Origin of the sequence: Solitalea koreensis (assembly GCF_900182575.1) — a bacterium.
GTDB classification, from domain to species: Bacteria; Bacteroidota; Bacteroidia; order Sphingobacteriales; family Sphingobacteriaceae; genus Solitalea; species Solitalea koreensis.
On record NZ_FXSZ01000004.1, the window covers coordinates 44,443 to 65,788 of the forward strand.

The following is a 21,346-nucleotide window of genomic DNA, read 5'->3' on the forward strand; positions in this document are numbered from 1 at the left end:
TCACATGAGATGGCCTTTCTTTATTACTAAGCACTTTAAGATAAAATGCTGAACAATGATACATTGGTTTTCTTCATCCAATAACATTTACTAATTTTGCCAGCCTTATGATGATTCAAGTATTAAAATCCAAGATACATCGTGCAAAGGTTACTCAGGCGGAGTTGCACTATGTGGGGAGTATTACAATCGATGAGGATCTGATGGATGCCGCAAATATGATCGAGCACGAAAAGGTTCAGATTGTGAATGTAAACAATGGTGAACGCTTTGAAACCTATATCATTAAAGGCGAACGTGGTACCGGAACTATCTGTTTAAATGGGCCCGCAGCTCGTAAAGTGCAGGTAGGGGATATTGTCATTGTTATTTCGTATGCAACGTTGGATTTTGAAGAAGCTAAAAAGTTCAAACCAACCGTAATTTTCCCGGATCAACATAATCGTTTAATCAAGTAGCATAGATTGAACGGTCAAATTAAATCCATTTTTCGCTTTAGTATTTTTATTGCTCTTGGTGGCTTAATGCTTTATTTTGCTTTTAAAGGGCAGGATATTCATCAACTCACTACCGAGCTTAAACAGGCTAATTATTTTTGGGTGTCGCTGGCTGCCGCTGTTACACTTTTGGCTCATTTGGTAAGGGCTGCCCGTTGGAATATGCTTATAAAGCCGCTTGGGCATTCTCCTAAACTACTCCATACATTTAATGCAGTAATTATTGGCTATATGGCCAATCTCGCTTTTCCTCGTTTAGGAGAAGTAAGTCGATGTGGTACTCTTACAAAAACAGATGATATTGCTATTGACAAATTGATTGGCACTGTAATCGTTGAGCGTGTAATTGATTTACTTTCGCTAATTGTAATTCTACTACTTACTGTTCTGCTGCAATTTCGTTTAATCAGCTCATTTATTTATGATAATCTTTTAAAAGGGATAGTGGAGAAGTTAGAAAGTAATCAATTGCTGCTTTTGGGTATAGGAATATTGGGTTTGATATCCATAATAGCCCTGATTTTTATTTATAGAAGATATAAGCTTCAATTAATGTCATCGGTATTAGGGCAAAAAATTATCCTGTTGTTTTCCGGCATCTCAAAAGGGTTGACAAGTATTGCCATGGTTGAAAGTAAAGTGCTATTTATCGCATACACTGTATTATTGTGGTTTTTGTATCTGCTTTCTACCTATATCATGTTCTTTGCTATTCCCGCAACTTCCAGTTTGACTTTCTTAACCGGTTTATTTGTATTAACGGTGGGTAGTTTAGGAATGGCTGCTCCGGTTCAAGGAGGCATTGGGGCATTCCATTGGATTGTTTCAAAAGGTCTTGTGTTGTATAAAATTTCTGAAGCAGAAGGTTTGGTTTATGCAACTATTTCTCATGGAACGCAAACCCTAATGGTTATTCTTGTTGGCGCTTTAGGATTGGCTTATATTTTAGTATCTTCCAACCATAAAGTCAAAGCCGATGTATAATAACGCATTAATGGCTTCCAAACTCCTTTCTAAAGAAGAAGTAGCCAAAAAGATTTACACCTGGCGGTTTTTGGGTGATAAAATAGTATTCACTAATGGGTGTTTCGACCTGTTGCATTTAGGTCATGTTGATTACCTTTCAAAAGCAGCCTCGTTAGGCCAACGCCTGGTAATAGGGTTAAATTCTGATTTTTCTACCAAAAATCTTAAAGGGAATAACAGGCCAATTCAAGACGAATACTCCCGCGCAATGTTATTAGCGTCTATGTTTTTTGTAGACGCGGTTGTATTGTTTGATGAAGCCACTCCTTTTGAATTGATCAAATTTATTCAGCCTGATGTATTGGTAAAAGGAAGTGATTATACCATCGATAAAATAGTAGGCGCTGATATTGTAATGGCCAATGGTGGTGTCGTTAAAACCATTGATTACATTCCTGGTTATTCAACATCAGCAATTGAACAAAAAATTAAGGCGTTTTAATCTTAGGCGAGCGAGTTGTTCTCCATTTTTTTGAATGATGAAAAGTATACAGGGCACATGGGTGCCGGTTGAAGCTGAACTGGCTGGTATAGGAATGTTGGATGAAAAACTGGATTCAACTATTTTAACAATCAGAGATGATTGTTATGCCGTTAGCAGTGGCGGCATGAGTGATATTGGTAAGATTAGTATAGGCACAGAACGTAATCCAATGACTATGAATATTACCGGAACTGAAGGAGCGAATGCTGACAAAATCATTCGGGCAATTTTCAAATTTGAACAAGAAGATCTGATTGTTTGTTATAATTTAAATGGGGGTGATCGTCCTCTTGAGTTTTCAACGCATCAGAGTACATTTCAATGCCTTGTAAGATATAGAAGAGCTCTTTGAGCTCTTTTTTAGTTTTAGTTGAATTTTTCAGTTTCTTAGAAAAGTAAACTGTTCAAATTCGATACTGAAGGTGGAAGGATTTATGTGTATATCGAATGTACGAAGCTTATAGTATTGTTAAAGTTTTCAACTATTTTTTTGTAATTTAATATAGTTCGTGAACCGATTTTCAAAATAGTATATTTTTAAAGCTTGTATTAACGAAATAATCTTTTTTCGTTATAAATTTGACCTCCCAATCAATAAATTTCATTAACCAGAAAGAGAAGAGAGATATGAATTTTCAGCTTACAGAAGAACACTTAATGATTCAGCAAGCCGCACGTGATTTTGCTCAGAATGAGTTAAAGCCAGGTGTTATTGAGCGCGATGAGCACCAAAAATTTCCTGCCGAGCAAGTGAAAAAATTAGGCGAATGGGGCTTTTTAGGAATGATGGTTGATCCTAAATACGGAGGGGCCGGCTTAGACGCGATTTCGTATGTATTGGTAATGGAAGAACTTTCAAAGATTGATGCTTCGGTTTCAGTAGTAGTTTCTGTTAACAATTCCTTGGTATGTTATGGTTTGGAGTTATATGGTTCAGAAGAACAGAAGCAAAAATATTTGGTTCCGTTAGCTAAGGGAGAAATAATTGGTGCATTTTGTTTGTCGGAGCCGGAAGCAGGTTCGGATGCAACATCACAGCGAACAACCGCTATTGACATGGGTGACCATTATTTATTGAATGGTACAAAAAACTGGATTACCAGTGGTAATTCAGCTTCGGTTTACTTAGTAATTGCACAAACTGATGTAGCCAAAGGTCATAAAGGAATTAACGCGTTTATTGTTGAAAAGGGAATGCCAGGTTTTACTGTTGGCCCTAAAGAAAATAAATTAGGAATTCGTGGTTCTGATACGCATTCACTTATGTTTACCGATGTAAAAGTTCCAAAAGAGAATCGTATTGGAGAAGATGGCTTCGGGTTTAAGTTTGCTATGAAAACGCTTGAAGGTGGCCGTATTGGTATCGCTTCGCAGGCATTGGGTATTGCTTCCGGAGCATATGAATTAGCCGTTCAGTATTCAAAAGAACGTAAAGCCTTTGGAAAACCAATTTGTGATCACCAGGCTATTCAGTTTAAACTTGCAGATATGGCAACTGAAATTGAAGCCGCACGTATGCTGTGTCTTAAAGCTGCATGGTTAAAAGATAATCATCAGCCTTACGCTCAAGCTAGTGCAATGGCCAAATTATTTGCATCAGAAGTGGCCATGAAAACAACAGTTGAGGCTGTTCAGGTACACGGTGGTTATGGTTATGTAAAAGAATATCATGTAGAACGTTTAATGCGTGATGCTAAGATTACACAAATCTATGAGGGTACTTCTGAGATTCAGAAAATTGTAATCTCACGGGAAGTATTGAAATAAAGGATAAATCATTTTCGTAACAAAAAAGCGGCAAGTTCCAACTCTGCCGCTTTTTTGTTACCCCAAGCTCTTTGTTAAACTACTGAGTTGTAAATTTCGATTAAAGAGCAACCCCATGGTTTAAATGATAAATATTTACATTTGACAAGCGTCACATTTAGGTTAATTAATGAATGAAAAAAAGCTTTTTATTAGCGTTATCGGTTAGTTTATTGCTGCTGTCAAGCTGCAATAATTCTGAAAGTTTATTACAAGAAGGCCGTTGGAGAGCAACGCTTGAGACTAAATCAGGCAATGAAATTCCTTTTAATTTTGATGTCAAAAAAGATAGTGTAAGCGGTGAGCCGATTATTGAAATTATAAATGGAGACGAACGCTTAAGGGTAGATGACGTCTCTGTGAAAAATGATTCGATAGCTATTATAATGCCTTTTTTTGATTCTGAATTCAAAGCTGCTTTTGAAGGAGATCAGATTAAAGGACTTTGGGTAAAGCATCTTGCCTATAAAGATGTGGTGATGCCTTTCTCAGCAGAGCCCGACCAAGACTTCCGATTCTTTAAAGCTGGGACGAAGACTAGTTTTAATGCCACAGGCAGGTGGGCGGTGAATTTTTTTAGTGCCGAAGACAGTTCGCAGGCGGTAGGGGAGTTTGTTCAAAGTGAATCAAAGCTTGTCGGCACCTTTCTTACAACTACGGGCGATTACAGGTATTTGGAAGGAACGATTGCTGGGAATAATCTTTTTCTATCTTGTTTTGATGGCTCTCATGCTTATTTGTTTACAGGTAAAATTGACTCCAATACAATTGTTAATGGTAAGTTTTATTCTGGTGCGGGGGGCGTTGAACAATGGTCGGCCGTTCGCAATCCAGCAGCGCAGCTTCCTGATGCATATTCTTTGACTAAGTTGAAACAGGGTTTAAAACGCCTTGATTTTGCTTACCCAGATCTAAATAAACAAATTGTATCAAGCAAGGATGAGCGCTTTAAAAACAAAGTGGTTATTGTACAATTGTTAGGTTCCTGGTGTCCTAACTGTATGGATGAAACCCGTTTCATGTCGGCATTTTATAAAGAGAATCACACTCGAGGCTTTGAAGTGGTAGGTTTGGCATTTGAACGAACAACTGATTTTGATCGGTCGAAAAAAAATGTAGCAAACATTCAAAAGCGTTTCGAAGTTGGATATCCGCTATTAATTACCGATAAAACGAGTGATAAAAAACAGCGTGACGCTGCTTTGCCGGCGCTGGATCGAATTATGGGTTTTCCAACAACCATTATTATTGATAAAAAAGGCCAGGTGCGAAAAATTCATACAGGGTTTTCGGGGCCGGGAACGGGTAAGCATTATACTGATTTTGTAAAAGAGTTTACGCAAACGATCAATGAACTTCTAGCCGAATAATCAAACTTATTAATCTTGATACTTATAAAATGAAAAAATCAATACTGTTATTTTCAGGCCTTTGCTATTTTCTGCTCTCCTGTTCAACAGCTAAGCATGTGGAATTGCCGGAGATGGTTGTAAAAGCTAATTCAAATGAAACGTTGGCTAAGGCCAATATAGATGAGGCGAGAAAACCCTACATGGCGGCTTATACTAAAATCAATGATATTATTAATACTAAATTGGATTTAAGTTTTAACTGGGATAGTGCTTTTGTAAACGGATCTGCTACAATTAAGCTAAAGCCTTATTTCTATCCAACTGATACGTTGAAATTAAGTGCAAAGGGTTTTCAAATTAAGCAAGTAGCATTGGTTACAGCATCAGGTAAAATACCTCTGAGATATAGTTATAATGGTAAGTGTTTGAGTATCAATCTGGATAAAGCCTATGCCCGAAATGAGGAGTACACCGTGTTTGTTGAATACGTGGCAATGCCTAACAAAATAGTCACAAAAGGAAGCGAGGCAATCACTGCTGATAAAGGTCTTTATTTTATTAATAATGATGGTAAAATTAAGGATAAACCCAAAGAGATTTGGAGTCAAGGCGAAACGGAATCAAATTCATGCTGGTTTCCAACCATTGACGGTCCTCAGGAAAAAATGACTCAGGAGATTTCATTGACCGTCGACAAAAAATACAATACGCTGTCAAACGGTTTAATGGTTGCTTCAAAAGATAATGGCAACGGTACTCGCACCGATACTTGGAAGCAGGATAAGCCACATAGTACCTATTTAACCATGATTGCTGTAGGTGATTTTGCTGTAGTAAAAGATAGATGGCGCAATATTGAAGTTAACTATTATGTTGAGCCTCAATATGAGAAATACGCCAGGATGATTTTTGGAAATACTCCTGAGATGATTGAGTTTTACTCAAACCGTTTAGGCGTTGATTACCCATGGGATAAATACTCGCAAATAGTTGTGCGTGATTTTGTGTCGGGGGCGATGGAGAATACAACTGCAACAGTTCATTTTGATAAATTACAAATGGATGATCGCCAATATCTGGATGAGACGCATGAAGATATTATCTGCCATGAGTTATTCCATCATTGGTTTGGTGATTTGGTAACCTGTGAGTCATGGCCTAATCTGCCGCTTAACGAATCATTTGCAACCTATGGAGAATACCTTTGGCTTGAACATAAATATGGAAGAGAAGAAGCCGATATACACGGGCAACTTGATCTGATTGCTTATTTAAACTCTCGAAAAGACTTTTCTAAAAAATTAATCCGCTTTGACGTTGCCGACAGGGAAGATATGTTCGATCTGGTAACCTACCAAAAAGGCGGACGCGTGTTGCATATGCTGCGTAAATACGTGGGTGATGATGCTTTCTTTGCTGCATTGAAGCTTTATTTGGAACGCAGAAAATTCAATAATGCTGAAATAAATGACCTGCGTTTGGCTTTTGAAGAAGTTACGGGTGAAGACCTGAATTGGTTTTTTAACCAATGGTTTATGTCTTCAGGTCAACCCGACTTAAGTTTTGCATCAACTTATGATGCGGCGACTAAAAAGGTACAAATCAATGTAGCTCAACTTCAGGATTTCAAAACAATACCTTTATATCGTTTGCCGCTTGATGTTGATTTTTACGTTAGTGGAAAAGTAGAGCGCAAACGCATTCTGATTGACAAGGCCTCTCAGCAGTTTACCTTTGATTTTGACTCTAAACCTAATCTTGTCAACATTGATGCTGAAAAAATGCTTTTAGCTACTAAACGTGAAGTGAAAGCCAATGAAGAGTGGATATTTCAATACAATAATGGCCCTCTTGTAATTGACAGATTGGATGCGCTACAAAATTTAAGCATAAATCTAAGCGATACAAATGTGCAACAGGTATTTAAGGTTGCATTAAACGATAAGGCATGGGCTATTCGAATGGTTGCCATTCAAACTTTAGGTTCCTTGCCTGCTTCCGCAAAGGATACTTTTTACCCACTCTTGGTTGATAAGGCAAAAAATGACAAGAAATCAATCGTGCGCGCTACTGCAGTTTCAGGTATAGCTGCTATGTATCCCGGTAAAAATAACAAGGCTCTGTTTCAACAAACGCTTACAGATAAATCTCCAATGGTTGAAGATGCTTCAAAAACGGCTTTGACAAAGGGTAAGTAGCATATAAATAGATAAATACAAACAGGATGTTTTCAAAACAATAAATATTTATTATCTTTGCAACGCAAAAAGAGAAGAGGGGACATTGTCCCCTCTTTTGTTTATTTTGAATTATAAGATGAGCGCGATTGTAAACAGAATTACCAAACTTGTGGAAGAGAAGATTTCCGATGATGCGAATCTTTTTATTGTTGATATAAAAGTATTGCCTAATAATAAGGTAATGATATTTGTTGACGGAGATAATGGTATTACGATTCAAAAGTGTGCTGAAATAAGTCGTCATGTGGGTTTTCATCTGGAAGAAGAGAATGTTATTGATCATGCCTATACCCTAGAGGTTTCTTCTCCCGGAATTGATTATCCATTGACTTTGCAAAGGCAGTTTTCTAAAAACATTGGCCGGAACGTTCTTGTTAAGCTAGTTGATAACAATAAAAAAGAAGGTAAGTTGTTGGAGAATAGCGAAAACGGTATTAAAATTGAAGAAACAGTAAAAGAAAAAGGGAAAAAAGCTCAGCAGGTTGAAGTCGAAATTCCATTTTCTGAAATAAATGAAGTTAAAGTAACAATTAGCTTTAAATAAAATATAGTAAAGACAATTGCAGCTAGATCATTCTAGCATGTTTTATCATAAATAATAACATTTTTTATAAAAATGAGCAATATTAATTTGATTGACTCTTTCCAGGAGTTTAAGCAATTCAAAAACATCGACAGACCAACAATGATGAGCGTGTTGGAAGATGTTTTCAGAAGCATGTTGCGTAGAAAGTACGGCACTGACGAAAACTGCGATGTGATCGTGAATACCGAAAATGGTGACCTTGAAATCTGGCGCACACGTAAAGTAATGGAAGATGGTTTCTCAGAAGATGATGCACTTGAAGTGGAGATTTCTGAAGCAAAAATCATTGATCCGGAACTGGAAGTGGGCGACGATGCGATTGAATTGGTAACGCTTGAAAGCTTTGGCCGCCGCGCTATTTTAGCTGCACGCCAAACCTTGGTTTCAAAAGTATTAGAACTGGAGAAAGACGAAATCTTCAAAAAATATAAAGACCGCGTAGGAGAAATCATTGTTGGAGAAGTATATCAGGTTTGGAAAAAGGAACTAATGGTAATCGACGATGAAGGCAATGAATTAATTCTACCAAAAACAGAGCAAATTCCTGCCGATTTCTACAAAAAAGGGGATAGTATCCGAGCTGTAGTATTAAAGGTAGAAATGCTGAACAGCAATCCGCGTATCATTATTTCACGTATTGCTCCATCATTCTTACAGCGTCTGTTCGAACTTGAAGTGCCTGAAATTTTTGATGGACTGATTGTTATCAAGAAAATTGTGCGTGAACCAGGTGAGCGTGCTAAAGTTGCTGTTGAGTCGTTCGATGATCGTATTGACCCTGTTGGCGCCTGTGTGGGTATGAAAGGTTCGCGTATTCATGGTATTGTTCGTGAATTACGTAATGAAAACATCGACGTTATCAATTACACCAATAACTCATCGTTGTATATTCAACGTGCTTTAAGTCCGGCTAAGATCACAACAATTAAGTTGGATGAGGTTCGTAAACACGCATCAGTGTTTTTGAACCCTGATCAAGTATCCTTAGCTATTGGAAAAGGTGGCCATAATATAAAATTAGCAGGTAAGTTGACCGGTTATGAAATCGATGTGTACAGAGATACTAAAGATGAAGACGATGAGGACGTTGATTTGGAAGAATTCTCAGATGAAATCGAAAGCTGGATAATAGATGAGCTGAAATCCATCGGTTGTGATACCGCAAAAAGTGTACTTGAACTTACTGTTGACGAATTAGTAAAACGTACCGATCTGGAAGAAGAAACGGTGAAGGATGTTTTGTCGATTCTTCGTGCAGAATTCGAATAATATCAAGCTGCTCAATAATAAGGGATAATACCATTAATTGTGGAGCAGCTTGTGAAATAGTTTTCCTATTTTTACAAACGGAAACTCTCAGAATAAATTTAACAAGAGCTGAATGTCAGAAGACAAAAATTTTCAATTATTAAAAGTCGCTAAAGAACTTAACATTAGTATTGCTACTATCGCTGAGTATCTGGGCACCAAAGGATTTAGGGTAGAACCGAAGCCAGGTGCAAAGATCAATGATGATATGTATACCGTTTTGTTGAAGGAGTTTCAAAGCGACAAGACTATCAAAGAAGAAGCTAAGCATATTCACATCGGAAAAATCCGTCGTGATGAAGTTTCTATTGATGAGTCGCTGCTTGAAAAGCCGAAACCTAAAGAGGTTGAACAGGAAGAAATCCTGATTAAAAATATTGCAACCCCTGCTGAAAAGGCTGAGAAGCCTAAAGAGGAACCAGTAAAGCCCAAAGAAGAGCCTGTAAAACCCGAAGAAAATACTGGGGGACCTCAAATAGAGAGCAGCGAAGAAATTCAAGGTGTTAAAGTTGTAGGTCGTATTGATCTTGATGCGCTTAACACTCGTACCAGGCCCGATAAAAAAGCTGTCCGTGAGGAAAAGCCTATTGTGCCACAAGTAAAGGAAGAGGAGAAAAAGGCGGAAGTAAAACCCGAGCCTACTCCAGAGCGGGCACCAGTACCAACTCCTGAACCAACAGTAGCGCCAGAGCCTAAGCCGGAAGTTAAAGTTGTAGCTCCAGAGCCTAAAATAGAAGAAAAACCAGTGGTGAAAGAAAAACCATCGCCTGTAGCTGCTGCTGTGCCAGAGCCACCTAAGGTGAAACCTGTAGCCGAGAAGGCTCCAGAAGCGCCAGTTGCATCTGAATCAACAGATGAAGCGGTGAAGCCTGAAGAAGATGTAATTAAAGGCAGAGCTCAGCGTCTCAGCGGACCTAATATCATAGGTAAAATTGTACTTCCGGTTGAAAGGGAGAAAAAGGGAAGCCCTGTAGCTTCATCTTCTGATAACGATAAGCATAAACGTAAACGTAAACGTAAAGACGGCCAAGGGAATACCAACCCTAATCAGCAACAACAAGGGACTGGTCAGGGTACTCAACAACCACGTCAATTCCGCCCTGGTCAAGGTCAAACTCCTGCAGGGCCACCACGTCAGGTACGTCAATTCGATCATAGTAAATCTCCTCACTCGCACAATCGCCCTAATCAAGGCGGTGGCGCTCATGGTCATCACGGAAAGCCTGTAAAGGAAGAAGTTGATGAGAAAAAAGTGCAGGAACAAATCAAGCAAACGCTTGCTAAGTTAACTGGTGCGGGTAAACAAAATAAATTCGCGGCAGGCCGTAAACACCGCCGTCAAAAACGTGATGATTTTGCAACCTCGAGAGAAGAAGCATCATTACAACAAGAACTTGAATCAAAAATTCTGAAAGTTACCGAGTTTGTTACAGCTAATGAACTTGCTAACATGATGGATGTTCCGGTTACGCAGATTATTTCAACGTGTATGTCGCTTGGTATGTTCGTTTCCATCAACCAACGTTTGGATGCGGAGACGCTTACCATTGTTGCAGATGAATTCGGCTATACTGTAGAATTTGTTTCTGCTGATATACAGGAAGAAATTGAAGAGGATATTGATGATCCAGCAGACTTGATCCCTCGTTCACCGGTTGTAGCTGTTATGGGTCACGTCGATCACGGTAAAACCTCATTACTTGACTTTATTCGTAAAGCCAATGTAATTGCTGGTGAAGCCGGTGGTATTACGCAGCACATTGGAGCTTACAATGTGAAGCTCGAAAATGGCAAGAAAATCACCTTCTTGGATACTCCGGGGCACGAAGCCTTCACGGCCATGCGTGCTCGTGGTGCTAAAGTAACCGATATTGCAATTATTGTGATTGCTGCCGATGATGCCGTAATGCCTCAAACTACTGAAGCAATCAATCACGCTCAAGCTGCGGGTGTTCCTATTATTTTTGCATTCAATAAGATTGATAAAGATGGAGCTAATGCAGATAAAGTTCGTGAGCAATTAGCTAACATGAATATTTTGGTTGAAGAATGGGGCGGTAAATTCCAAACCCAAGAAATTTCAGCTAAAAAAGGATTGAATATCGACTTGCTATTAGAAAAGGTACTTCTAGAAGCCGAACTTTTAGAATTAAAAGCAAATCCTGAGCGTCGTGCAGTGGGAACGGTAATTGAAGCGGCACTTGATAAAGGTCGGGGTATTGTAACTACAGTATTGATTCAAACCGGAACGCTTACTGTTGGAGACCCAATTTTGGCTGGTAGCCATAGTGGTAGAGTAAAAGCCATGTTCAACGAGCGTGGAGTGAAGATTGAAAAAGCAGGCCCATCAACACCTGTTCAGGTATTGGGTATGCAAGGAGCTCCACAAGCAGGCGATAAGTTTATAGAAACTAAAAGCGAGCAAGAGGCTAGAGAAATCGCAACGAAACGTATGCAGTTGTTGCGTGAACAAGGCCTTCGTACTCAAAAACATATTACACTGGATGAAATCGGTCGTCGTTTGGCCATCGGTAACTTTAAAGAACTTAATATCATCGTTAAAGGTGACGTGGATGGTTCAGTAGAAGCACTTTCTGATTCATTATTGAAACTTTCTACAGAAGAAATTCAGGTTAATATTATCCATAAATCGGTAGGTCAGATTTCAGAATCCGACGTATTGTTGGCTTCAGCATCTGATGCGATTATTATTGGTTTCCAGGTTCGTCCTTCTGCAAGTGCACGTAAACTGGCCGAACATGAGCAAATCGATATCCGCATGTATTCAATCATTTACAAGGCGATTGAAGAGATCAAATTGGCGATGGAAGGTATGCTTTCTCCTGAAATTGAAGAGAAAATCGTTGCTAATGTTGAGATTCGTGAAACCTTTAAGATTACCAAAGTTGGTACCATTGCAGGTTGTATGGTGCTTGATGGAAAGATTAATCGAAACAGCAAAATTCGTATCGTACGTGATGGTGTTGTTATCCATAATGGAGAACTTGCTTCATTGAAACGTTTTAAAGACGATGTGAAAGAAGTTGCTACCGGTTATGAATGCGGTTTGAACATTAAAAACTTCAATGATATTCAGGTAGGCGACATTGTTGAAGCTTACGAAGAAGTGGAAGTTAAACGTAAATTATAATTTGGTTAGTCATAACCAATAAAAAGAAAAAACACCCTACTTTGGGTGTTTTTTCTTTTTATTTGAGTTTAAGCTTTTTAATTATTGATTTTAATGAACTAACCATTCTGCTTAATTTCCCTTTCTTCTTTGGCAAAGGTTGATAGAAGTGCTTGTCCCTTATTAGCTCTTGATCATGTAGGGTTCTATAGTTGCTAATGAACTCAGGGATAGATTTTCCCTCAGTATAAGCCAGCGATTCCCACATTGTTTTTGATAAGGGATGGAAATTATTATAAAATGGGTAATTGTGTTCATCGCAAGCATCCCAAAAGTTGTAATAACTTTGTGTATTGAAGTCATTTGCATGGCCCCAATTATTTATTTTAGCTAACATTTCATTCTTCTCCCTTGCCCAACTTTGATGAATCATGAAAAAATTACTCAATAATTTTCCTCCTTTGACCATTCTCGCAACTTCATATTGAGGATTCCGCGTTGCTATCGGGAAGTTTTCTGGTGAAGTTATATAAATGAATCCGTTTTTAGTTTTCTTGAAAAGTGTAATCACTTTGGCGTACACTCCATATGCTTCATTGGGTTTAACAAACTTGTCGGCCTTGTTTTTTAAGAAATTGGTAAATCCATCAAAGTCGATAAAATATTCATCAGTATCAAGTTGGATATGCCAGCCATCTAGCCCCATATATTTTGCAAGTAGACTTCGTTCTCTAGTTTCGTTTTCCATTGGAGAGAGGTCAGATACGTAAAAATCATCTTCATAAATGCGTATTTTATGATTTGTGTCAAATTGTTTCAGCCATTCAAAAAAATCATTTTCTACTGCGAATGTGTTTCCACTCCATGTTAATCTATTTTTGTCAATAGCCAGGGTAATTTCATCAGCTGCATTATAAACAATAGGAATTGATGTTTGTAATAACTTGTAGTCATATGATGCTAAAAAGCCAACTTTTATTGTATTATTCATTTTTTAACGGTAAAGGTTAGGTATGTAATGTAGTCAGCCAATGTAGGGATGCCTTAATGCTTTCAGGCGACTTATCTTCAATAGCCTTTTTGGCATTTTTGCGTAACTTGAGCCATAAGTCCTTATTGTTATATAATTCAAGGGTTTTGGCAGCAAACTCTTCTGCGGTATGTGCTAACAAAATCTCCCAGTTATCTTTAAGATGCATACCTTCAGCCCCAATATCCGTCGTAACAATAGGTAATGCATACTCTAAACTCTGTCCTATTTTACCTTTCATTCCAGCTCCGTATCTAAGTGGTGCAACAAATACCCTTGCACTGTTAAAATAAGGGGTTACATCCGGAACATAACCTGTTACAATAATTCTTTCATTGGCTAATGCCCTTACCTCTTTTGGGGGATGACTTCCTACCAGAAATAGCTTCATTTCCGGAGTTTGCTGCCATATTACAGGCATAATTTCGTTGGAAAGCCATAAGGCCGCATCAACATTCGGTTTATGATAATAACCTCCAATAAAAAGTAAATCTTTTCGACCGTCAAAACCTATATTCAATGACTCTGTATGGGGGACATGAATATTAGGAACAGTTTGAAGTGAGGATACACCATTGGCTTGTAAGATTTCTTTTTCTTTATCCGTAATGGTGACAGTAACATCGGCAGAAGTAGCAAGTTCTATTTCCATCTGTTTATAGTCAATAACCTTTTGGAGTAACTTTTTATTCATACTGCGCGATAATTCATACTCTCTTTCAAAGCGAAGATAGTGCAGGTCTATTGTGTCGTAAATCCATTTAATGCTAGGGAAGGATTGTTTGATATAGGAATAATCTCGATTTATTTCCGGTCTACAGGCCCATATTAAGTTTACATAAGGCAAGGTGGCCGAGAGCGATTCATGAAACTCTTTTCGTCCAAAATGCTTATAAATAACCTCAATATTTAAATTGTGTAAAAGTGAGTAATAGGGCTCAATTTTATTGCCGTCGGCCGGGAAATAAATTACATAGTAGCCTTTGTCTATAAATATTTTCAGCAATTGGAACATTCGATTTGCTCCCGATTCTTTGTCGAAAGCGGGAAGAGCATGATCCATGACGAGTAATACTGGTTTTTCAATATATTTCCGAGCTGAATCATCTAACGCTTTATTCTTTTGGTGTTTTTGCAATAATTCGGATTCCCATTTTTGAATAAATTTAACCCGGTTTATCTCTTGATAAGCTTTTACGTTGCCTGGAGAAATGGTTTTCCCTGAACTGACACCTTCAAAATGAATTAATTTAGAGGCGGGCTGATAAATAACCTTTTTATTCAGCTTGTAAGTAACGGAAAAACAAAGGTCAGTATCTTCATAATATGCAGGACTGTACCGTGTGTCAAATCCACCAAGTGCATTAAAATCTTTCGTACTAATCAGTAAGCTACATCCAGAACAATAATCAGTTTGTCTTGTGTAATTGTATTTAGGTATTTCAGGGTGCAACCCTCTACCATAATTACAACCTGAGCCGTCTTCAAAAATTAATCCACCGGCTTCTTGTAATAATCCGTAGGGATAAAGTAATTGGGAACCCACGGCTCCTATCTCATCGCCAAATTCAATTGTATCAACTAAGCTTTCCAACCAATTCGGCAAAATCAATGTGTCATTGTTTAAAAAACAGATGTATTCACCACTTGATTGGCTTACAGCTTTATTGCATGAGTTTAAAAAACCAATATTTTGATCATTGTGAATATACTTTATACCATCAATCTTTGATATTATTCGTTGAGTATCATCAGTGGAACAATCATCAACAACAATAATTTCAATTGGAAATTTCTTTGAAAAATGTTCCTTAATCGATGCTAAACTATTAATTGTAAAATCTAACTGATTATAAACTGGAATAATGATGCTGACCTTTGGATTGTTTTCAATTGGGAAAAGCAGCGTTGATAAATTTCCATTAATAGATTTAAAATATTCATTGTTACAGAAGTAGCGAAGACCCAATAAAGTTAATAGGGCTTCTTTCAATCGCGCTTTTAAATATGATTTAGGACGCTGTGGAATTTGAAGTGGAAAATACGTTTGTTTGAAACACTCATTATACTGTTGTAAGGTATTCTTATCAAGTTTTATAATACTAATAATTTCAAGGAGTATTCTTGCGACGGTGTATTTCCAGAATCTTGGTTTTAAAATATAAAACTCACCTTTTCCGTTTTCTCTTTGTAAATAATATTTAGAAGCAATAATTAGACATAAGCGTTCATTAAATTTTACAAGCTTGTTTTTCTTTTTTTGCATTGTTTGGAAACTATTTAATTGGTCTTGTTTTTTTGAAAAAAAAACGATTCCTGATTTTACCCTCAGGAATATTCTTATGATAAGGAGATTCATTATTGTTTGATTCGCTTTATCTTCAAAAAATTAGAAATTTTTATTTAAGCACTTTTTTATAAAGAAAACAACATTGCTAAGGAGTCTCTTTCTTCTTCGATCCGGGTAAAGAGAAAAAAAGTTTTTGAACATAAATATGTTGAATATGAATGACTTATGTTCGATAGTGTTGTGCGATTCATAAAAAGACATTAGGAATTCTCGGTCATTTTGAGTTAATCGTTTGTACTCCAAAAAGGCTTTAATTTGAGTTTTAACGATTTTTAAGCGTAGTGCTTGCCTGCCAATTCGTTTTTCAGTTTCAGCTTCTTTTTGAATTACAGAATTGGCATGTATTCTATAATAAGTTAATACTTCATTGAGATAAATTAACTCATTGTTATAAATACCTATAAATGCTAGCCACCAATCATAATAACCATTTTGGGGGATAGGCAATAGTTGTTCAGAAAATTTTTTTCTGAACATAGTTGTATGCCCTGTTAATATATTATGTAATAAGATGGATTTAAAACATTGATAATGTGAAAGGTTAAAATCGTAAAGTAAATATTTGTTTAAGAGCTGACCTTGTTCATCGATATATTGTGAATTAGAAAATATAACGCCTTTATCACCGATATTTTTAACGAGGGTATCTATCTTAATTGGCATCCAAATGTCATCCTGATCGCTGATTGCTATATAATCGCCGCTACATAGTGAGATTGCCTTTTCAAAGTTTTTGTTAAACCCAATGTTTACTTCATTTTTATAAGCCTTAATTCTTGAATCCTCTGCAGCAAGATTTGTTACAAGATTCCATGTATTATCTGTTGAACAATCGTCAACAATAATGATCTCAAGATTTGGATAGGTTTGTAATTGAATACTATTGATTTGATCTATAATAAACTTTGCTCCATTATAAGAGCATAACGCAATTGATACTAACGGTTGTAAATAGGTCATAAATCAATGATCATTTCTTACAGTTGTCGATAATTCACTATATCCATTCTTACACCTTACAACTCCATTTTTCCATATGGTATAAAAATAAGCTTTATTGTTTTCTTCATTGTGTCTTGCGTTTGGTTTATGAAATATATGATAACAAACGGCGGCAAACTTTAAATGACGTTTTTTAACACCTGAATTTACCAGTCGTGCTGCAAGTTCAATGTCTTCGTGTCCCCAACCCTCTATGTTGTTATCGTACCCATTAACATTGATAAAATCTTTTTTCCAAAAAGCCATGTTGCATCCAATGACATCTTGAGGGTCTGTGGGATTACCCTTTACCAAGAAGGATAATAAAGGTGCATGTGTGGCATTTAATCTGTTTTTAATTCCTTTTTCAAAAGGAGAAAAGTGAATTTCTTGATTGTTAATGACTGACTTTGATTTTTCCTCTAATAATTGTGTTCGGCTGCCACGAATAAAGAATCCGTTTTTGGCAGCCATTAAATGATCTTTAATGAATTCAGAATGTAAGATGATATCCCCATCTATTTGAATGATATAATCGCCTAAAGATTTGCTTATTGCGGTATTCATGATGATGGTTTTTCTGAAGCCATTGTCTTCATGCCATACATGAATTAAAGGAATAGGAAATTCTTTTTGAAAGGAATTAATTAAATTACGTGTTTCATCATTTGAACCGTCATCGGCAATGATTATTTCATTAGGTAAAACGGTTTGGATTGCAATACTCTTAAAAACGAGAGCTAATGCCTCCGGCCAATTATAGGTTGATATGATGAGTGAACAAGAAAAGGTGTTCATATTATTTATAAATAACCCGTTTTGCGATTTAAAAACTAAGTGCATTTTTCAAACGGTTCAAGGGTTTGTTATTTAAAAAGTTAAATATTGTAAAACGGTAAGCGCTGTACTTTTAGAAAGTATTCGAATGGATACTCCAAAATTGGACTTCGCGTAATTGCGTTTTAACATGAATTGATCATCAAGTTGAGAGAAGAGGTTTCAATCCTTTTTCTGGACTTCATGAAGATATAATCAAATCGTTCTTTGTTTTTCTGATTGTTGCGTTTGGGTGTTTTCAGTTGAATATTGCAGGAATTAAACAGGTCCAGCTGCTGTTCTATGGACAAGTATCCTTTGTTCTTAAATCCATGTTGAGACCCCCTTTAAGAGAGGTCACCAGATGCAGTTTATAGCCGTAGTAATAGGATTTTTGCACGGCAGAATAGCCTTTATCCGGAGCCGATTCAAAAGTTTCCTTGCAAATCTTACTGCGTTTTTCCCTTGCCAACTGGCACATGGGCACAGGAATCGAGTCGACTAAATAAACATTTTCGCCTTCATTTAAACGGGATGCTAACTGCTCGTTCAGTTCCCGAATAAAAGGGGCCAGTCGTTTTCGACGACGGTTAAAATTGCAGCGGTGAATCAGCTGTGTAAAGTCCTGGCGGAGCTCGGCCTTTAGCTTTTCAAAGAAGTAGTTTTCAGAATCAATTCCGATGGACTCTGCCGATAGCGCCAATGCAATAATCTCACAGTTGGACAGTTTAGGTGTTCTTCTGTAAGGCTGCAGTTTGTTGTCAGCCAACAATTTAGCAGAAAATACCGATTTTGTTATATCAAAGAACTTATCGAAATTGGCTTTTAAGTTGTGCATGAAGAAGTAAATACTTGGTCGTTTTTTCTTCTTCAAAATACTGTTAATCAGTTGATTGCGCAATTATTCATTCCAATTTACACCCAAATTTTAATTATAAATTAAATCGCACAACGGGCTATAAATATTGTAGTACACCCGTTTTGCAAGTGGTTAGTTTTTGGTTTATTGTATTGTAAAAACGTTCTTCATTTGCTTTTAGCATCTCGCGGCTGTTCTCCTTATGGTAAATGTGAAAGGCAATTCCTCCTTGTTTAATAAAACGTTTCTTTTTACCCAAATTGGTCAATCGCATAATAAACTCTTTATCTTCTGGCCCCCACCCAATGAACTCTTCATCATAGCCATTTACTTCAATAGCATCCTTTCTCCAAAATGCCATATTGCAGCCATGGATCTCAATCACTTCATGCTTTTTATATTTATCAGCAAAATAGTTCCAAAGAAAAGGTATTCTTAATCCACTAAAAAAATTACTTACTCCTTTTTTGAAAACACTTACGTCGATGCTGTTTGTTTTAAGTAATTCAGTAGATAGTTCTGCATTGATATAAATACGACTGGCTCTAACAAAAGTTTTTTTTTTGCTGAATTGAATATGATCGCCAATAAAATGAGGGCTCATGATAATATCGCCATCAATTTGAATTATGTACTCACCTGTTGCCTGAGCAATAGCTTTGTTTCTGATTTTTGCTAGTTGAAATCCTTCGTCAGGTTGCCAAACATGAATCAGTTTAGTAGGAAAGTCTTTGCTGAACTCCTCTATTAAAATTTTGGTATCATCTTTTGAGCCATCATCAGCAATGATTACTTCATCGGGTATTACAGTTTGATTTAACACACTTAAAAGGCATAGCCGCAAGGCGTCAGGCCAATTGTATGTAGAGATAATAAGAGAAGTGCTGGGCCGATTTTTCATTGTAAAATAGTTAAACCTCAAAAGACTGCATGTTTATTAATTTATGATAAAGGCCTTCTTTGACCAAAAGCTCGGCATTTGAGCCTTCCTCAATTACCCTGCCCTGATCTAAAACAATGATCTTGTCGGCGTTTTTAACGGTGCTTAATCGATGGGCAATAATTAAGGAGGTTCTGTTCTTCATTAAATTATTCAAAGCATCCTGAACCAGTTTTTCTGATTCTGTATCAAGTGCCGAAGTGGCTTCATCCAATAGCATGATGGGAGGGTTGGTTAATACCGCACGTGCAATGCATAGACGTTGGCGTTGGCCGCCTGAAAGCTTAGCCCCTCTGTCTCCAACATTTGTATTATATCCATTTTCTGTGTTTATAATAAACTCATGGGCATTTGCAATTTTTGCTGCTGCAATAACTTCTTCCTTAGTTGCTCCCGGTTTTCCAAATGCAATATTGTTAAAGATGGTATCGTTGAAAAGCACAGATTCTTGAGGAACAATGCCAATTTGAGAGCGAATAGAATCAGCTTTTAAGTCGCGAAGATCAATACCGTCAAATAATATATTCCCCGAATTGATGTCATAGAATCGAGGAGTAAGGTCACAAATGGTTGTTTTACCACTTCCTGACGGCCCGACTAAAGCAACCGTCTGACCTTTTTCAATTGTAAAGCTAACATTGTTAAGTACCGGACGATCCTTGTAGGCGAAACTCACATTTTTAAATTCGATTTTAGAATTGAAAGGGGCTGCTGCAGTAGCATTTTTCTTATCAACTATTAATACAGGAGTGTCAATAAGTTCCAGCACTCGTTCGCCGGCGGCCAAGCCTTGGTGTATTTGGGTAAAGGTCTCGGATATCGCTTTTGCTGGTCGGGTAACTTGTGAGAAGATTGCTATATAACCAATAAATTCAGCAGCAGTTAAGCCTGAATTTTGCTGATTCATAATCATGTTTCCACCATACAAAAGTATTCCGGCTACCGTTACTATGCCTAAAAACTCAGAAAGAGGAGATGCTAATTGTTGACGGCGAACCATTGATCGTGAAAGCCTCGAAAATTCTTTGTTCTCGTTATTAAAGCGATTCTTTACAAATTCGGTTGCGTTAAATGCTTTAATGATTTTTATGCCCGATAAGGCCTCATCCAAAAAGCTGATCATGTTTCCAAAACGTTCTTGTGACTCTCTGGCCTGTTTACGTAAACGCTTTACAATTCTTGCTATCAATAGGCCTGATACAGGCACTACTATTAAGGAGAAAAGTGTTAAGCTGGCCGAAATCTTAAACAGGATGATGAAATAGACAACTAGCTGTAAGGGTTCCTTAAAGATCACTTGTAGTGTGCTGGTAACAGTATACTGAACCACCTGTACGTCGGAAGCAACTTTTGATATAATGTCACCTTTACGTTCATTATTGAAATAGCCAATGTTAAGGTTCATGATATTGTTGAAGACCGAGATCCTCAGGTTTTCGATGGTATGGATGCGAAGCTCTTCCATAACCCGCTGTGAAATATACCGGAATAGATTGGATAGAAGGGCAGAACTAACAATGATAACACAGACAAACTTTAGGGTGCCGAACTTACCTTGCGAAATGGCAATTTCATTAAAATAATAGGAGAATATATTTTTAAAGTAATCTAAAGTGAGACTAAACTCAGGAAATGGGATCGAATGTATTGCATTTGTATCCGCTTTAAACAGTGTATCCGTTAAAGGTATTAACAAAGCTAAATTTAAGGTGCCAAATATTACCGCAAGTATTGTAGTTAAAATATACGGTACTGCGAATTTGCCCAGTGGTTTTGCAAAAGAAAGTAATTTAAAATAGGTCTTCATCAAAAAATAAAACAAGCCGCAAAGGTACTTATTTTTATAACCAATATTCTTGCTGTTTTAGTGTAATTAACTCTTTTGGAACGGTTTGATACCTAAAGTATTGCACTTCTCACTCAGATAACTCCTTTATAAAT

Annotated in this window: 17 protein-coding genes; 10 read left to right on the forward strand and 7 right to left on the reverse strand. The window is 37.2% G+C overall.

From position 1 onward, the window contains the following. The first annotated feature begins 107 nt into the window (after positions 1-107). The 10 genes from panD to infB all read left to right on the forward strand — a co-directional run bounded on the left by panD (position 108) and on the right by infB (position 12,450). Positions 108-458, forward strand: a complete 351-nt coding sequence (gene panD, locus FN756_RS07475) for an aspartate 1-decarboxylase (protein WP_142602928.1) — start codon at positions 108-110, stop codon at positions 456-458. 6 nt (positions 459-464) lie between these two features. Beyond that, positions 465-1,481 carry a lysylphosphatidylglycerol synthase transmembrane domain-containing protein gene (locus tag FN756_RS07480; RefSeq protein ID WP_142602929.1) on the forward strand — a complete coding sequence of 339 codons (1,017 nt, stop codon included), beginning with the start codon at positions 465-467 and terminating at the stop codon, positions 1,479-1,481. Continuing rightward, on the forward strand, positions 1,474-1,965 hold the full coding sequence (gene rfaE2 / locus FN756_RS07485) for a D-glycero-beta-D-manno-heptose 1-phosphate adenylyltransferase (RefSeq protein ID WP_142602930.1): 492 nt from the start codon (positions 1,474-1,476) through the stop codon (positions 1,963-1,965). The genes FN756_RS07480 and rfaE2 overlap by 8 nt, the downstream gene beginning before the upstream one ends. Positions 1,966-2,002: 37 nt before the next feature. Further along, positions 2,003-2,359 (forward strand): TIGR03067 domain-containing protein, encoded by a 357-nt coding sequence (locus tag FN756_RS07490; RefSeq protein WP_185955220.1) that lies wholly within the window; start codon positions 2,003-2,005, stop codon positions 2,357-2,359. Between the two features lie 275 nt (positions 2,360-2,634). Further along, positions 2,635-3,774 carry an acyl-CoA dehydrogenase gene (locus tag FN756_RS07495; RefSeq protein ID WP_142602932.1) on the forward strand — a complete coding sequence of 380 codons (1,140 nt, stop codon included), beginning with the start codon at positions 2,635-2,637 and terminating at the stop codon, positions 3,772-3,774. Between the two features lie 173 nt (positions 3,775-3,947). Next, the gene (locus FN756_RS07500) at positions 3,948-5,183 is read left to right on the forward strand and encodes a TlpA disulfide reductase family protein (RefSeq protein WP_142602933.1); all 1,236 of its coding nucleotides are present in this window, start codon (positions 3,948-3,950) and stop codon (positions 5,181-5,183) included. Positions 5,184-5,212: 29 nt separating this feature from the next. Then, positions 5,213-7,363: a M1 family aminopeptidase gene (locus tag FN756_RS07505; protein WP_142602935.1), complete on the forward strand. Its 2,151-nt coding sequence runs from the start codon at positions 5,213-5,215 to the stop codon at positions 7,361-7,363. 118 nt (positions 7,364-7,481) lie between these two features. Beyond that, on the forward strand, positions 7,482-7,949 hold the full coding sequence (locus FN756_RS07510) for a ribosome maturation factor RimP (protein ID WP_142602936.1): 468 nt from the start codon (positions 7,482-7,484) through the stop codon (positions 7,947-7,949). A 72-nt stretch (positions 7,950-8,021) separates the two neighbouring features. After that, the gene (gene nusA, locus FN756_RS07515) at positions 8,022-9,260 is read left to right on the forward strand and encodes a transcription termination factor NusA (RefSeq protein WP_142602938.1); all 1,239 of its coding nucleotides are present in this window, start codon (positions 8,022-8,024) and stop codon (positions 9,258-9,260) included. 112 nt (positions 9,261-9,372) lie between these two features. Further along, the gene (gene infB, locus FN756_RS07520; protein ID WP_142602939.1) at positions 9,373-12,450 is read left to right on the forward strand and encodes a translation initiation factor IF-2; all 3,078 of its coding nucleotides are present in this window, start codon (positions 9,373-9,375) and stop codon (positions 12,448-12,450) included. Positions 12,451-12,508: 58 nt separating this feature from the next. On the opposite strand, the gene FN756_RS07525 is transcribed toward infB, so the two are convergent. The 7 genes from FN756_RS07525 to FN756_RS07555 form a co-directional block, all read right to left on the reverse strand. Further along, a complete protein-coding gene (locus tag FN756_RS07525; protein ID WP_142602941.1) occupies positions 12,509-13,420 on the reverse strand; it encodes a hypothetical protein in 912 nt (303 codons plus the stop codon). A 16-nt stretch (positions 13,421-13,436) separates the two neighbouring features. After that, complete coding sequence (locus FN756_RS07530; protein ID WP_185955221.1) at positions 13,437-15,725, reverse strand: glycosyltransferase; 2,289 nt, start codon at positions 15,723-15,725, stop codon at positions 13,437-13,439. A gap of 123 nt (positions 15,726-15,848) precedes the next feature. Further along, the gene (locus tag FN756_RS07535) at positions 15,849-16,769 is read right to left on the reverse strand and encodes a glycosyltransferase (RefSeq protein WP_142602944.1); all 921 of its coding nucleotides are present in this window, start codon (positions 16,767-16,769) and stop codon (positions 15,849-15,851) included. A 3-nt stretch (positions 16,770-16,772) separates the two neighbouring features. Next, positions 16,773-17,588, reverse strand: coding sequence for a glycosyltransferase family 2 protein (locus tag FN756_RS07540; RefSeq protein ID WP_142602946.1), 816 nt, complete (start codon positions 17,586-17,588; stop codon positions 16,773-16,775). Between the two features lie 319 nt (positions 17,589-17,907). After that, complete coding sequence (locus tag FN756_RS07545) at positions 17,908-18,480, reverse strand: hypothetical protein (protein WP_185955222.1); 573 nt, start codon at positions 18,478-18,480, stop codon at positions 17,908-17,910. A gap of 82 nt (positions 18,481-18,562) precedes the next feature. Then, positions 18,563-19,366 (reverse strand): glycosyltransferase family 2 protein, encoded by an 804-nt coding sequence (locus tag FN756_RS07550; protein WP_142602950.1) that lies wholly within the window; start codon positions 19,364-19,366, stop codon positions 18,563-18,565. A gap of 10 nt (positions 19,367-19,376) precedes the next feature. Next, positions 19,377-21,212: an ABC transporter ATP-binding protein gene (locus FN756_RS07555; RefSeq protein ID WP_142602951.1), complete on the reverse strand. Its 1,836-nt coding sequence runs from the start codon at positions 21,210-21,212 to the stop codon at positions 19,377-19,379. Positions 21,213-21,346: the final 134 nt, after the last annotated feature.